A 14444-nucleotide genomic window follows, 5' to 3' on the forward strand; every position below is an offset into this window, starting at 1 on the left:
GAGTCTTATCGGAAGTAAAACACACCAACATAGTCTGACAATACTTGTAATCACATTATTGAAAGTTGCTAATTCTATAAGCCCTAACAAGTAAGCGTTCAAAATCGATTGAGCATCAACTCTAGACTTCTCAGACTTCCCGATGAAGTCGATCATTGAGTGATAGATGTTTCTCACAATCACTCCTCGAACAAGTCAAGTCTGATTATTTCCTGTTTTCCACCAGTTCACAGGCCAAAGCGATACTCTTCTTGAAAGTTAGCCTCTCTACTCCTCTTCCTTTTCTCCAGAGACTATGATCATAAGTACTATTAGCGTCGCCATGACAAAGACGATTACTCCCGGCAACAGGTAGCCAATAATCGTAAAGGCAAGAGAAGAGGGGATGTAGTCTCTCAGAGGAGTCAGCCACCAGGTGAAGCCGCCTGCAAGGCTATCTCTGATATATAGAAACAGAGTGGCGGCAAGCAGCAGCTCTTCAAAGATCGGCAGAGCAATTCTCTTAGCAAGAGAACAATACTGAAGGAAGAAACCGGTAATAAACAGAGCAAATGGAAAGAGAAAGTCCATAATGTCTATATCAATGCTCTTTCCATCCAGCAAAGCATTGACAACCTGCCCACCTCCAAACAAGAGTGCTATGACTACCGCAACTATCATCAAAAGATTTCCCAGAAATATATATATTCCTCTCATGCTCTCACCTAAAAAAAACCGGCCCGTGTTGGGCCGGTTGTATAAAACGTAGATCAGAACTTGTAATTGTAATAGAGACCGGCGAACCAGGTGTCTGCTGGATCAAACACATCGACCCCTGCTTCAAAGTTGAACCCATCAATAAGGACAGGGAAACTCAAACCTAGAACAAGTTCCTTCGAGCCGTCGAGGAAATAGTATCCAGCAGCTCCTGTGATAGAAGGTTTAAAATCGCCCATCGCAAGATCGAGAGCTGCCTTTCCATAGACTGATATGTCCTTAACATCGGCAAGAACATCGCCAATGATCTCTGCACCGAATTTCCTTGCTCCATTTGCGTAGAACGTATTGTAATAGCCGGATCCCACATAAAGGTCAACACTGACAGGTCCAGCTGCCCAACCGTTTGACTTCACTAAGAATCCTAAAGTCATAGTCTGGGTTGTGGCTCCGAAATCATAGTCGTAACCAAACTTCACGCCTGCCCAACCGATTCCATCCTTGGAAATAACGGGCTGAATCCAGGTCTCAACTGCATTTGCCTCGATATCATACATCACGTCACCTGTGATCTCGAGAACCCCTATTTCATACGCGACTCCGAGTCCAGCGTACTGGCCTAGTGTGTCTGAATATCTTGCGTAAGGATTGAGTGAAAGCAGACCAATGCTGAACTCATAACTTGCATCTACTACATAATTGAATGTAGCTGCACCTAGAAGATCCGTCGCCTTCACGCCGCCAGAAATAACTAGTCCTGCCAATGGCTTTAGAGTCGCCTCGGCAATTACATCTCCGCCCCACTTAAGAGCATCAAGACCTGTCTGAGCGGCAAAAGAGAATATATCCCATGAACCGAACAATGCAATCTTGTCCGTAGCAGCTTCTTGGGTACCAATGCTCAACCCGAGGTCTTTGAGCACCAAAGCCATTGTGACATTTGCCGCGTTGTCATCATACCACTTGAACCACTTCAAACCTGGATTTGCATTTGTTCCACCAGCAAAAGACTTCGCAGCGTACCAGCTTAAAGACGCCGCATCATTCTCCGCAGTGAAAGAATTCAGGACAACTGTGGTCTTGTCAGATGGAAGTGTAATGGTCAAACTGAGAGTGATGTCCGAAACGTCTGCCTTGGCACCGAAACTAACTGATAAGTCCTTGATTCCGAGTGCGGTATTTAGCCCATCCTTGTTAAGTTCCGCATGGCCCCAGAGCGTACCTTTGATTGTAGGGCTCAAAGTTATGGTAGCCGAGAAAGCGACCGAGATGGCCAGAAGTACCACTAAGATTCCAACAAGCTTCTTCATGCACACTTACCCCCTTTATAAGAGTGTTTTTGGTTTTTGGTGATGCGCATAACGTAAATATACCACATTTCATGTAACAAAAGCAAACACACGTGTTGCTAAGTTGCACAGAGAGATCATTTCAGGATTAAACCTACCGCTCCAAATGCAAGTGCCACAAAAGAAAGAATAATAGCTGCATTTGTATTGATCACATTCTGCTTCTGTATCTCTTCCAGAGCCGATATCTTGCTTTCCAAGGCCACGTCGTTCTCTTCGAGCGCAGAGATCCTCGTTTCTGCAGCTGCAAGAGCAGTCTTGTCTGCCTTGCTCCTGTCGAGCTTAAACATTTGAATGGCCATTGTGTTGGTAATGCTCTTCAGACTGTCGACTTCTTCCTCGAGAACTCCAACTTTTCCCTCAAGAGAAGTTGTTATACCTTCGATAGAAGCGATCATATCGGCGTGTTCGTCAAGAACTGCGATGTTGGCATCAATCTGATCGAAGGCGACTTCTAACATCTCGTAGTTGTCGGAAACGTCACTTCTCAGCGAGGATAGCTCATTACCGAGAATTCCGATCTCTGCCTTCAGTCTCTCTTCTGTGAGTCCAAGTTTCTTGTAAAGGAAATTCATTTTTGCTGTCAGCTGATCAGGAGTCACATAGTTCAACTCTGCAATCCGCTTATTCGCAGCCATCACAGCATTGCTAAGCATCTTAGCTGTTACTTCGAGATCCGTTACTCTTGCCTTAATCGGATCGACATCGCTCGCCATTGCTTTCGTTGAGAGATCAGCTTTAATTTCAGCAAGCTTTCCGTCCAAGTCGTCAAGTCTTGCAATGTTCAAGTCAACCTGATCGAAAGCAACTTCTAGCATTTCTTCCGCATCAAAGATAGCCGACTCCAGTTTAACTATCTCTGAGTCGTAGTACTTGACTTCGGGCATCTTGGCAATGCTGTCCTGAATCATGAGGATCCGCGTGTACATTACTGAAAGCTTGTCATTTAACTCCTCATTGGTCACGAAAGGCTCGAGATCAGGCATTTCGCCCGTCAGTCTCGCTTCCAAATCGGCAAGATCAGCCTTCGTAGCCATCCCTCTCCTTAGTGCAAATAGGTCAGAAGTCAAGCTATTGATAACATTTTCGGAAACATCGACCCTTGAGGCAAGCGCAGCGAAATCAGCTTCTTGAGCAGTTTCATTCTTCTTCATGTTGGCAATCGCCTGTCCGAGGAGTTTAACCGTTACTTCAAGGTCGGTGGCCCTATTCTTTAGAGCCTCAATGTCCGAGGGAACGCCTGTCAACGCTTTCAGCTTCTCATTAATGAGTTCAATACCCTCATTTGCGCTTACTGCTTCCTCAGAGAGTCTGTCGATCTCATCATAGAGAAATGCAACTGTGTCGTCAAAAGTCTTAAGCGACACGAAATCCCCTGTTACTGAACTCTGTTTCAGAGATGCGACAGTTGCTTCAAGAGCCCTCAGTTCCGCCGTTAAGTCAACCAAATTCTTCTTGTTGTCAGAGATCTCCAGGGAGAGTCCCGCAACTTTCTTAGTGAGGGAAAATACCACTTCCTGAAGTTTAGCATCCCCGGCATCAGAATAATCCATGAACCTGGCAAGAGTCATGGCAAGCTGGTAACGCGTAGCAAATTCAGTACCTCTGAATGTGCCATCAGGGAAACCAATGAACAATCCACCGGATGTCGTCTTAATAACGCTATCGTAGGCCCAGTGATTCTCTGACAAATCGCTGTACTCTACACCCAGAGTTAGGGCTGCAAAAGCAACAACGACAAGTGCCAGTATAGAAAGCTTCTTCATGGATCCTACCCCCTTTCAAAATGTTGTCATTTTCTACAGCAAACTACGTATTAATTATACAGTAAAAATGCGTCTATATTCAAGAGTATTCAGCACTTAACAAGGCGATAGAAACGCTTCTTTCCGATTCTAAGAACATCACCATCGGAAATCTCAAGAACTGAATGGATATCTTCTAGTACTTGATCATTTATTCTCACTCCACCCTGATCTATCAATCTTCTTGCTTCGCTTCTTGATTGAATCTTAGCACGAGAAACGAGAAGATCGACAATTGAAATACTGTCTTCCACAAGTTTTATTTCCGGCATCTCCTCAGGAAGCTCCTTATTTCGGAAAATGTTTATAAACTCCTCTTTTGAGCTTTCGGCAGTCTCTCTATCAAAGAACTGAGAAGTGATCTCCACAGCCAATTCTAGTTTCAGATCTCTTGGATTCACTGTTTTATCTTGGAGTTTCTTATCTATCTCCTCAAGCTCCTGATCGCTTTTATCGGTTAACAGTCTGAAATACTTTGACATCAGCGAGTCTGGAATTGACATAACCTTGCCAAACATGTTCCTCGGAGAATCATCAAAAGCTATGTAATTATCGTAGCTCTTCGACATCTTCAGCTTTCCATCTGTCCCTTCGATCAAAGGAACGGTGAGAATTGCCTGAGCCTCAAGTCCGTACTCTTCCTGTATCTTTCTGCCAACAACAAGGTTGAAAAATTGATCATCGCCGCCGATCTCTACATCGGCTTTAACAACGACAGAATCGTAAGCTTGCGCAAGAGGATAGAGAAATTCCGAGACAGCAATTGGTTCGTTATCAGCGTATCTCCTGGCGAAATCATGCCTTTCCATCATTCTGGCCACAGTATACTTTGCAGAAAGACGAATCACATCCTCAAAACTCATTGGGTCAAGCCATTCCGAGTTGAACCTAATCTCGGTGCGATCTCTGTCCAAAATCCTGAACGCCTGCTTGCTGTAGGATTCAGCGTTCAGTCTCGCTTCTTCCCTTGAAAGCATGGGTCTGGTCTTTGATCTCCCCGAAGGATCGCCGATCCTCGCAGTGAAGTCTCCGATGATCAACACCACTTGATGCCCGAAATCCTGAAAGAGACGAAGCTTCCTCAGGACCACCGCATGACCAAGATGTAAGTCCGGTCTAGATGGATCAACTCCCAGTTTAACCCTCAACGACCGCTTATTCTTAAGTTTTCCAAGAAGCTCTTCTTCAGAAATTAGTGAAACATGATTCTTCGAAAGCTCCTTAAACTGTTCTTCAGGGTTCAACAACTCTACCACCTAAGCGCCAAATGCTCTGGAAACCACAAATGCAATCAAAATACTGTTTGCCATAAATCCTATGGCAAGGCCAAGTGTTATCTTTCCCATGGTATCCAGACCTTTCTTTCTTCCAAACATAGTGTGGGAAGCACCACCTCCGAAAGCTCCACCGAGCTCTGCAGACTTAGACATCTGCAGCATCACAGCAATTCCAAGTCCTACACTTATTGCAATGTGCAGGGAAATAAGTGCATAAGCAAGAACAACCATCAAGAAAACCTCCTGTATCTTCTATCGCTCTTCTGGTATTATACAATATGTGCGAGTTTGTAGCAAATGAGAGCAGAAAGCGGTTGGTGATTTTTTTTGAAGGACAAAACTGTCTTAATCTATCTTCCAATAAAGCCAGAAATGGCAAAGGCGAACAATCTTCCGGTGAAGCTTCCCGTCCTTGCAGAAGATCTGGAGAAAATCGCAGACAGGGACAGGATAGAACTAGACATAATAATCAGGGGACTTGAAGCCCAATGTAAGATCGAACGAGATGACTACTACGAGTCCTATCTGCTCTACTACTACTTCGAGGCCTTCAAAAGAGCTTTGAACTCTGGGGCTATCGGGGAATCAACGGAGTATTTAGATAAGGCAGGCAAGATAAAGAAGGATTACAGATATCACTTCTATCGAGGATTGATGTTTAGGGAAGAGGCAAGAACTGAACTTGCCGAAATCGAACTGAGAAGGTCTATTGAGATGAACGATGAATTCTACATCGGTTACTTTGAACTCGGAAGGCTGCTCCAGTCTCAAGAGGAATTTGATGATGCAATTGTTTCCTACCTGAAATCAATAGAAGAGTCTGGAGGGCAGTTTGCCCTTCCTTTTGTCGCAGTAATTGATTGCTTTATCTCTAAGGGAGAGTACAATGAGGCGTTGGAGATAGCCGGAAAGATAGGAAAGGGATTCCCCCTTTATTCGGATATCCTGCTGAGAAAGGGTGTTATCCTAAACGAAGTTCAAAAGTTTGCCTTGGCAGAAGAGACGTTCACTGAAAGCATCGGTAGTAATGAAGACTGGAGGAGCTTCTACAATCGCTCCTTTTCGAAGGCTAGACAGGGCAAGCTATATGAAGCCTACGAAGACCTAAAGACAGCCTATGCCATAAGCGGGAACCCTGATGTCCTATACGAACTCGCGATCAATGAGAAGAATATGGGAATGCTCGAGGACTCTCTTTCGCATTGCCGAAGTTACTATAACAACACCGCCGATCAAAAAGCTCTGATGTTTGAATCACGTGTGCTTGACATGATGGGCGAGTACGACGTTGCACTCGAGTTGCTCGATGATACTTACCTCGAGCTCAAGACGCTTCTGCTCCTTCATAAGTATTTGTCAGAGGGAGTTATTGAGAGAGAGCTTGTCTTCGAAAACACACTGAATGAGTCTTATTACAGGTACTTGAGAGGACGGTTTCTCAGCAAAGACTTTTCGACTTGTAACTTGATCGAATCGGGAAAGATTAACGTTGAATCTCTTAATGGGTTGCTCTCTGAACTTGACAATGCCGAAGTAACCAAAAGGATCTCTGCGTTCTCTGAAGGAGCTATCCCAAAGGAAATCAGGGAGATTACTTTGGCTGAAATGGGTTTCTTCACAGAACTTATCTCTCAACTGGAAGCTTATCCTTCTCAGCAAGAATATCTTTCATACCTTATGGCCTTCCTTATATCTGGAAGTGGCAAGACTACCGGGATATTCAGGACGTTATTGTACGTTCAGAGATGGGTACTCTCGGGCTTGCCCTTCAGAACCGACTCCTTTATAGATGAGTACCTTGAAGAGCTAAAGGATTTGAGCTTCGATTTTGCGCTTAGGATCGCGAAGCTTTCTGAGTATGGCGGAACCGACGTTGATACACTTGAAGAAGAAGCGAACGAGAACCCCGAAGAAGTAACCCTGGCAATTCTCTGTGCGTTAGAGAAGGGCACGGTCAGTGAGATTAAGACTAACAATGATTCGCTAGGTAAGTACATAATGAGGCTTTCTCGATCAGGAGGAGAACAGTGAATAATATTGACGAGTTATTAGAGAGGCTTTTTGAAGCACTTGAAAGCGACACTAGTGATAGAACAGATGAAGAAAAGGTTAAGCAAGCGCTGAAGACTGAATTCAGTGAAAATGAGCGAGAGACGCTTATGGGCGTATTAGATTCTCTCTTTGGCGAAGTTACGAAAATGGCAGAAAACCCTAAGAATTACTTTTTCAGCAACGAGCAAGAGAAACTGGACAAGTATCTGGCGGAGAGAGACAAAAAAGTTGATTCTACAGACCAATAAGTGTATAATCAAACTGTAGGGTTACTTCAGCGCAGAGTATAGCCGGTGTTATGCACCGGTCTTTTTTTGCTCGTTCAAAGCCAGAGCTTTGGCTACCGTCTTCCAGGGCAGATTCACACATTTGACTCTCATCGGGTGATCCTTCAGTCCCTGAAAGAATAACGCATCACCAATCAGCGATTCGTTAAAGCTCTCCCCTCGCAACATCTTTTCAAAACTCTCTACTATCTCCCGGGCCTCGTCATAAGTCTTGCCTTCGAGAATCTCAGCCATGACTGAAGCTGATGCCTGGCTGATCGCACAGCCCTCGCCCTCAAATCTCACTGCCTGAATCGTGGATTCGCCTTCTTCGAGATGAATAATGATCGAGTCACCGCAAGACGTATTCGATCCTTCTACACTGCATGTAGAGGCCGGCAGAAGTCCTCTGTACATGCTGTTCTTATAGTGATGCATTACGAAGTCGGCATAAAGCTGCTCGAAGTTCACGAGAACCACCTCTCCGCTTTAGTTATTCCCTCAAAAAGCCTATCGATATCTTCAAGGGTATTATACAGATATAGAGACGCTCTGCATGCCGAAGATACTCCAAGAGCACCCATCTGCAACTGTGCACAGTGATGGCCGCTTCTTACGGCAACGTTCTGGGTTCTACCAAGGAACTCGGCGAGATCATGAGAGTGTATTCTCCTGTGAGAAAACAGCAGTATGGCATGGCTCGATGATGGGCTATGAATAGTTAAGTCAGGTATTTCCGCCAATCTCTCTCTTGCGATATTCGTAAGATAGGAGACGTGATCATTTATCCACTTCATGCCAATCCCTTTGAGATACTTTGTTGCTCCGGCAAGGGAGACCGCGCCCGCTATGTTCTGAGTCCCCCCTTCGAGTTTAGAGACCCCCTCCGAGAAAGAGGAATCTTCAACATCAACACGGTTGACCATTCCTCCTCCAAGAACTAAAGGTGAAAGCTCCTCTATTAGGCTCGATCGACCAACAAGGCAACCGATACCGGTTTCGGCAAGCATCTTGTGCCCGGAAAAGACAAGAAAGTCCGTTTTCGATTCTCTGAAATCGAAACTCTCGTGAGGAATTAGTTGAGCTCCGTCGATGACAATAATCCCACCGAGAGAATGGACAATCTCCGTAATCTCCTCAAAGGGAGTCCTGTAACCTGTAGAATTCATCAAGCCACCGATGGAAAAAACGAAAGGTCCTTCGATATCCCGAAGCGACCTACGTAAATCTTCAACCGATAACTCTGCGCCAACGGCGGGCAGAGCCACAAAGTCTAACCCGTTTCTCCGGGCGTAATACTGCCATGGGAGGAAATTGCTGTGATGTTCGATTATTGGAACTACGAAGGTCCCGTACTCACCTGAGGAGGCAAGCGAAGCAGCCAGAAGACTGAGGCTCTCGGTGGCACCTTTTGTGAAGACTACTTCATCTTGGTCAGCCCCGACAAAATGTGCTATTTCTTGTCTGCTGTACTCATAAAGACTGGTAGCCCTTTCCGCAAGAGGATATACCGCCCTGTGAACGTTAGCGTTCTCGGCTTCGTAGAAACTTTTTACAAGATCTATTATGGACGCGGGTTTATGGGTTGTGGCTGCATTGTCCAGATACACTAGAGACGGATGGTTACGGAAGATCGGAAAATCTCTTCTAAGGTCTTTCACCCTGGGTTCAGACTTCTTTTGCGAATTCATTTCTTACCACCTCCGTGAAGGTAGGAAAGATCTTGTCGATCTCTTTGAGTACTGGCTCAAAAGTTCCCTGAACAATGAATCGGATCGCCCGTTCTCTGGAAAACCCTCTTGACATTAGATAGAAGACTCTTTGTTCATCTACAGATCCTACGGTCGCTGCATGAGAAGCTTCTACTTCACTTTCTCCCACAAGCAGCGATGGTATCGTATCTGCTCTAGCTTTTTGAGAGAGCATCAAGACGCTGCTGTGTTCACTTGCCTTTGATCCCTTTGCGCCTTTCCTCATGTCCAATGTTCCTCTGAAGACACTTCTCCCGTTGTCAAGGAGAACACCTGATCCGGAAATCATGCCTTCCGAGTTACGCGAAATTGCTTTCACCACATAATGCATATCGAGAACAGTATCTCCGCGAGCAACGAATAGAGGTTTTACAGATGCTTGCGCACCTTCACCTTCGAGGAGAACCATATGGAAAACCGCCATTGAGGCATTTCCCGTACTCGCCTCAACTACTCTTAGCTTAGCGTTCTTCTCCAGAAAGTACAGGTTGTTCGAAAATCCATAACCTCTTTCAGTCATTCTATTTATGTAAAGGACCTCCACAGTGGAATCCTCCTTGATAAGAAACCTGTTGTTCTGGAGAAGCCAGTTACCTGAAGACGTGCTATCTATGACTAACTTTATGGACGAGCCCTTCCCAGAAACAAATAGGTTGTTCATAATTCTTGAGTCCCTACTAAACGGAATCACATATGGTTTGCTTACTCTCTTTCGAGGCGGGACGGAGATCATTGTACCTTCAGAGAAGCAAATGTCTCCAAGCAAGAGAAGTTTTCTGTCAGAACCTTCAAAATCCAGCCTGTCAAGAAGTTCTACTTCGTCACTGCTAAGAGAGATCATGGGTTTTGCATTTGGATCTGTATACTTCGTGCGATGCCTGAGAGAGATGTCAGGCAAGGTCATTCCAGTTAACTTAAACCGCTTCCATAAAGGAAATGACAGTTTCTTGTATTCGGAATACCTGTTGCTAATGAAAGCAGACATCGCAGGCGAAGCCAAATCTGCGGCGAGAAGAAAGTCTCTATCGGCAAAATCCCCAACTGAAACCTCTTCTCTTCTGGGTGGTCTAACCATTTTGTAATTATTGTGAACGAAATCAGTTGTTACTTCCATCGTAGTCACCTCAACCAATACTGCTTTCAATCTCCATATCTATCAATCTATTGAGTTCCACCGCATACTCCACAGGGAACTGGCGCGATACGGGTTCCATAAATCCCCTGACAATCATTGCCTTGGCCTCCGATTCGCTCAGACCACGGCTCATGAGATAATATATTTCATCCTCCCCTAATCTTCCTATTCGCGCCTCGTGGCCGATTTCTGCTGAGTCATTCATTACCTCAATGATCGGAACTGTGTCGGATCTCGAATCGTTATCTATCATCAGCGCCGTACATCGAACTGAAGACCTGCTGTTTTTCGCTCTTGAAGATATTTCTAGTAGACCTCTATAGAAGGCCCAGCCTCCACCCGCACTTATGCTTCTAGCATCTACAAGTGAACTGGTTTCAGGAGCAAGATGGATCACTTTGGATCCAATGTCCATATGCTGACCGGGACCGGCGTAAGTTATTCCAAGATGCTCGGCTCTTGCACCTCTTCCCTTCAAAACGGATGTAGGATACAACATTGTTTTCAGACTTCCAAGAGAGCCCGATATCCATTCGATTGTTCCATCTTCCTCAACGATCGCTCTCTTGGTGTTGAGGTTGAATGTGTTCTTCGACCAGTTCTGAATAGTCGAGTACTTGACCCTGGCTTTGTTCAGAACGAATATCTCTACCATTCCTACGTGGAGGTTCAGATCGTTGAATCTCGGTGCAGAACAGCCCTCAATGAACTGAAGATCAGATCCCTCATCAGCAATGATAAGCGTGTGTTCAAACTGTCCGCTGCCCCCCACATTCATTCTGAAATATGCCTGAAGCGGGAGCGGTACCTTCACCCCTTTGGGAACATATACGAAAGAACCTCCACTCCAGACGGCCCCGTGGAGCGCAGCGTATTTGTGATCGCCAGGTGGAACCGCCTTCATAAAATATCTCCTAACCAATTCCGAATGCTCTTTAACAGCCGTCTCCATATCCAAAAAGACTATGCCTAGACCCTCAAGCTCCCTTCTGATATTCTGATACACTATCTCAGAATCATATTGAGCTCCTACCCCTGCAAACGATTCCCGCTCTGCCTCTGGAATACCTAATCTGTCGAATGTCTCTCTGATCTCCTCAGGCACATCATCCCATGATCTCTTCTTGTCTGCATCGGGACTTAGATAAGAGATTATCCTGCTTAGGTCTAGACTTTCTGTATCAACTCCAAACTCAGGATCTCTCGAAGAGTTGAAGATTCTCAGAGATTCAAGGCGTTTATGAAGCATCCATTCAGGCTCGCTCTTCCTTTTCGAGACATCGATTATTAGGTCTTCCCTGAATCCTCTTTCGCTAACAAACCTGTACCTGGAATCTGAACTAAAATCGAACCTTGTACTGTCGATTAATCCTTCTTTTCGCATCCTCAGGCCCCCTTTGCTGACCCAAAGATCCCCTCGTAGCCATTCTCTTCAACTTCTACTGAAAGCTCCTTACCTCCAGTTATTGCCATCGTTCCATTTACATAGATATGCACATAATCCGGCTCCACATGTTCAAGCAACCTTTTGTAATGTGTGATCAGAATAATCGCGTTCTCCGAGTATCTGAATTCATTGATGGATCGAGCGATGCTCTTGAGTGCATCTATATCCAACCCGGAATCGATTTCGTCAAGGATAGCCAACTTAGGCTTCAAAAAACACATTTGAACTATTTCGGCCTTTTTCTTCTCTCCACCAGAGAAACCTACGTTAAGATACCTATCTATGAGTTCCATCTCCAAACCTATATTATAAGCCAATCTGTCAACTTCCTGACTCATTTTAAGCAAAGGCGTTTTGTTCCCAAAGCTCTGAGAGGCAGCCATGAGAAAACTTCTGAGCTTGACTCCGGATATTTCCTGCGGCTGTTGGAAAGAGAGAAAGATGCCTAGCCTAGCCCTCTCGTCAACAGACAATCTTGATATGTTCTTGTTCATGAACCTCATGGTGCCTTCGGTCACTGTGTATTTTGGGTTGCCCATCAGCACATTTGCAAAGGTGGATTTCCCGCTTCCGTTAGGCCCCATAATGGCATGAATCTCTCCGCTCCTAACGGTTAGGTTCACTCCCTTCAATATCTCTTCATTATTCTCAGCAAGAACAGCGTGAAGATTCCTCACTTCCAGAAGAGTCAAGTCAATCCCTCCAAATCCGTTATTTATTATCTGAATTATAACATATACCGACTATTATAGACGAGATTAAAGAAGAGTACACAAAGTGAGGAAAACAAGTCACAGGATATATAATTAGAGATATGGCGATCTGGGGGTGTCTAATGCTCTATGTGATCTTTGTAGGTGTACTAATGGGTCTAGCCAATCTCATTCCAGGTGTAAGTGGTGGTACAATCGCTCTTCTAGGAGGCATATATGAGCGATTTGTGGATTCAGTCTCATCGCTGACAGCTTTGAGGATCAAGAAGAAAGAGTTCGTATTCCTGATTCAGCTTATCGCGGGCATAGGAATAGGGATCTTCGCTTTCGCAGCTCTAATAGATCTCTCTCTTTCAGTCGTCCCTTCGCTAATGTATGGGATGTTCTCCGGACTCGTTGCTGGAGGAATTCCAGTTGTATTCAGGCGCATTGAAAAAATCGGCGCGACTTCGATTATCTCTTTCGCTGCCGGGGTAGTACTCGTTGTCATAATATCTCTGCTTGGTTCAAGGTCGGTAGAAGGTAGTATTTCTGATCGCGGTGCTCTTAATCTCGTTTTTGATGTGGTAGCAGGTTTTTTTGGAGCGGCGGCTATGGTCCTTCCCGGACTTAGCGGTGCCTTCATACTTCTACTGCTCGGTGAATACACTAGGGCAATATCTGCTCTCAAGAACCTAGACTTAGTAATCATTGCCTCCATCGGAGTCGGTGTTATTCTTGGCGTGGTCTTCGTAAGCAGACTTCTGAAGTTCTTGATGAAGAGGTGCCGCTGTGCGACTTTCTCCTTCCTTCTTGGCCTTATGCTAGGCTCAATACCCGATCTACTCTCCAGACCGGGGATCAACTTCAATCTGATACAAATAGCGGTGGGAATTCTCTCGGGACTAGCATTCTCATACCTTATAGTAATACTCGAAAAGAGAAATAGAGTAAGAACCTAGCTATTTGCTGTGATTTATCACTACTCTCTGAAGATGCTTATCGCTTTCAAGGAGCTCTCCTATTCCCTTGACAACGCAAGTTCTTGGATCCTCGGAGACTATGGTTTTGATACCGGTCTCCTGAATTATCAAATCCGGTAATCCTCGGATCAAAGAACCACCTCCTGTGAGCACAACGCCTGTATCCATTATGTCGGCAGCGATTTCCGGAGGTGTCTCTTCCAGAATCTGTCTAAGATTAAGAACAATATCCTGCAAGATCTGAGATATCGCCTCATGAATATCGTCAGAGGTGATTCTAATATTACCCGGAAGACCGTTCAGGGCATCTCTTCCTCTTACCTCAAGCTCGTAGCTTTCCAGAGTGGGAAAAGCCTTCCCGATCTTAATTTTGACGTCCTCTGCAGTCGAGCTGCCAATAAGAAACTTGTACTTGCGCTTGACAAACTTGATTATCGCGTCGTCCATTGCATCTCCGGCAGTTCTCAGAGAACGCGAGACTACTATCCCGCCAAGGCTGATTACGGCAATGTCGGAAGTCCCTCCTCCAATATCCACAACCATATTACCCACTGAATCAAATATGTGAAGGCCTGCTCCGACTGCAGCGACCACAGGTTCAAGAACCAGGTAAACTCTGCTTGCTCCTGCAGCCGTTGTGGCTTCGATAACTGCTCTTCTCTCAACACTTGTAACCTTGGCTGGAACACCGACAACAACCGCCGGTCTGGACAGGGAGAATTTCGTGCGAGTTCGCTTCACAAGTTCCTTGAGAGCCTGTTCTAAAATCTGATAGTCTGCAATAACCCCATCTCGAATTGGCCTTACAGCCTTTATGTCCTTTGGTGTCTTACCGATCATTTCCTTAGCTTCAGAACCAATTGAGATTATCTTTCCCGTCTTCGTTTCAACAGCGATGACCGAAGGCTCATCAATCACTATATCCTTGCCCTTCTGAAAGACCAAGAGAGAAGCGGTTCCCAAATCGATGCCAAGATCACCCTTTTTCATA

At 45.2% G+C, this 14444-nt stretch carries 14 protein-coding genes; 3 read left to right on the forward strand and 11 right to left on the reverse strand.

Annotated features, from left to right (window positions below; all coding sequences use genetic code 11):
* Positions 1-267: 267 nt before the first annotated feature.
* From B3N33_RS02945 to secG, 5 genes are all read right to left on the reverse strand, one after another.
* Complete coding sequence (locus B3N33_RS02945) at positions 268-696, reverse strand: hypothetical protein (RefSeq protein WP_214060660.1); 429 nt, start codon at positions 694-696, stop codon at positions 268-270.
* A gap of 53 nt (positions 697-749) precedes the next feature.
* Positions 750-2006 carry a hypothetical protein gene (locus tag B3N33_RS02950; protein ID WP_292592145.1) on the reverse strand — a complete coding sequence of 419 codons (1257 nt, stop codon included), beginning with the start codon at positions 2004-2006 and terminating at the stop codon, positions 750-752.
* Between the two features lie 116 nt (positions 2007-2122).
* Entirely contained in the window at positions 2123-3811 is a 1689-nt protein-coding gene (locus tag B3N33_RS02955; RefSeq protein ID WP_292592146.1) for an S-layer homology domain-containing protein, read from the reverse strand.
* Positions 3812-3900: 89 nt separating this feature from the next.
* Positions 3901-5094 carry a tyrosine--tRNA ligase gene (gene tyrS, locus B3N33_RS02960; RefSeq protein WP_292592148.1) on the reverse strand — a complete coding sequence of 398 codons (1194 nt, stop codon included), beginning with the start codon at positions 5092-5094 and terminating at the stop codon, positions 3901-3903.
* Positions 5095-5106: 12 nt separating this feature from the next.
* Positions 5107-5358: a preprotein translocase subunit SecG gene (gene secG / locus B3N33_RS02965; RefSeq protein WP_099829126.1), complete on the reverse strand. Its 252-nt coding sequence runs from the start codon at positions 5356-5358 to the stop codon at positions 5107-5109.
* 96 nt (positions 5359-5454) lie between these two features.
* Between secG and B3N33_RS02970 the strand changes: the two genes are divergently transcribed.
* Together B3N33_RS02970 and B3N33_RS02975 are read left to right on the forward strand one after the other, a co-directional pair.
* Positions 5455-7158 (forward strand): tetratricopeptide repeat protein, encoded by a 1704-nt coding sequence (locus B3N33_RS02970; protein WP_214078746.1) that lies wholly within the window; start codon positions 5455-5457, stop codon positions 7156-7158.
* The gene (locus B3N33_RS02975) at positions 7155-7427 is read left to right on the forward strand and encodes a chromosome segregation protein SMC (RefSeq protein ID WP_214060750.1); all 273 of its coding nucleotides are present in this window, start codon (positions 7155-7157) and stop codon (positions 7425-7427) included. Before B3N33_RS02970 ends, B3N33_RS02975 begins: the two co-directional genes overlap by 4 nt.
* A gap of 48 nt (positions 7428-7475) precedes the next feature.
* Here B3N33_RS02975 and sufU read toward each other — a convergent pair whose 3' ends face one another.
* Genes sufU through sufC form a run of 5 tightly spaced genes read right to left on the reverse strand, consistent with a single transcriptional unit; the run spans position 7476 to position 12470 of the window.
* On the reverse strand, positions 7476-7916 hold the full coding sequence (gene sufU, locus B3N33_RS02980; protein ID WP_214060751.1) for a Fe-S cluster assembly sulfur transfer protein SufU: 441 nt from the start codon (positions 7914-7916) through the stop codon (positions 7476-7478).
* Positions 7913-9136, reverse strand: coding sequence for an aminotransferase class V-fold PLP-dependent enzyme (locus B3N33_RS02985; protein WP_292592150.1), 1224 nt, complete (start codon positions 9134-9136; stop codon positions 7913-7915). Before B3N33_RS02985 ends, sufU begins: the two co-directional genes overlap by 4 nt.
* Complete coding sequence (locus B3N33_RS02990) at positions 9114-10310, reverse strand: SufD family Fe-S cluster assembly protein (protein ID WP_214078743.1); 1197 nt, start codon at positions 10308-10310, stop codon at positions 9114-9116. The genes B3N33_RS02985 and B3N33_RS02990 overlap by 23 nt, the downstream gene beginning before the upstream one ends.
* Positions 10311-10320: 10 nt before the next feature.
* Positions 10321-11715, reverse strand: a complete 1395-nt coding sequence (gene sufB, locus B3N33_RS02995) for a Fe-S cluster assembly protein SufB (RefSeq protein WP_099829120.1) — start codon at positions 11713-11715, stop codon at positions 10321-10323.
* Between the two features lie 2 nt (positions 11716-11717).
* Positions 11718-12470 carry a Fe-S cluster assembly ATPase SufC gene (sufC, locus tag B3N33_RS03000; protein WP_099829119.1) on the reverse strand — a complete coding sequence of 251 codons (753 nt, stop codon included), beginning with the start codon at positions 12468-12470 and terminating at the stop codon, positions 11718-11720.
* 143 nt (positions 12471-12613) lie between these two features.
* On the opposite strand from sufC, the gene B3N33_RS03005 reads away from it, so the two are divergent.
* A complete protein-coding gene (locus tag B3N33_RS03005; RefSeq protein WP_214078742.1) occupies positions 12614-13432 on the forward strand; it encodes a DUF368 domain-containing protein in 819 nt (272 codons plus the stop codon).
* Here the strand turns inward: B3N33_RS03005 and B3N33_RS03010 are convergent, their stop codons facing one another.
* The gene (locus B3N33_RS03010; RefSeq protein ID WP_214060755.1) at positions 13433-14443 is read right to left on the reverse strand and encodes a rod shape-determining protein; all 1011 of its coding nucleotides are present in this window, start codon (positions 14441-14443) and stop codon (positions 13433-13435) included.
* Position 14444 lies beyond the last annotated feature (1 nt).

The organism is Mesotoga sp. UBA5825, from assembly GCF_002432955.1.
Classification (GTDB): Bacteria; Thermotogota; Thermotogae; order Petrotogales; family Kosmotogaceae; genus Mesotoga.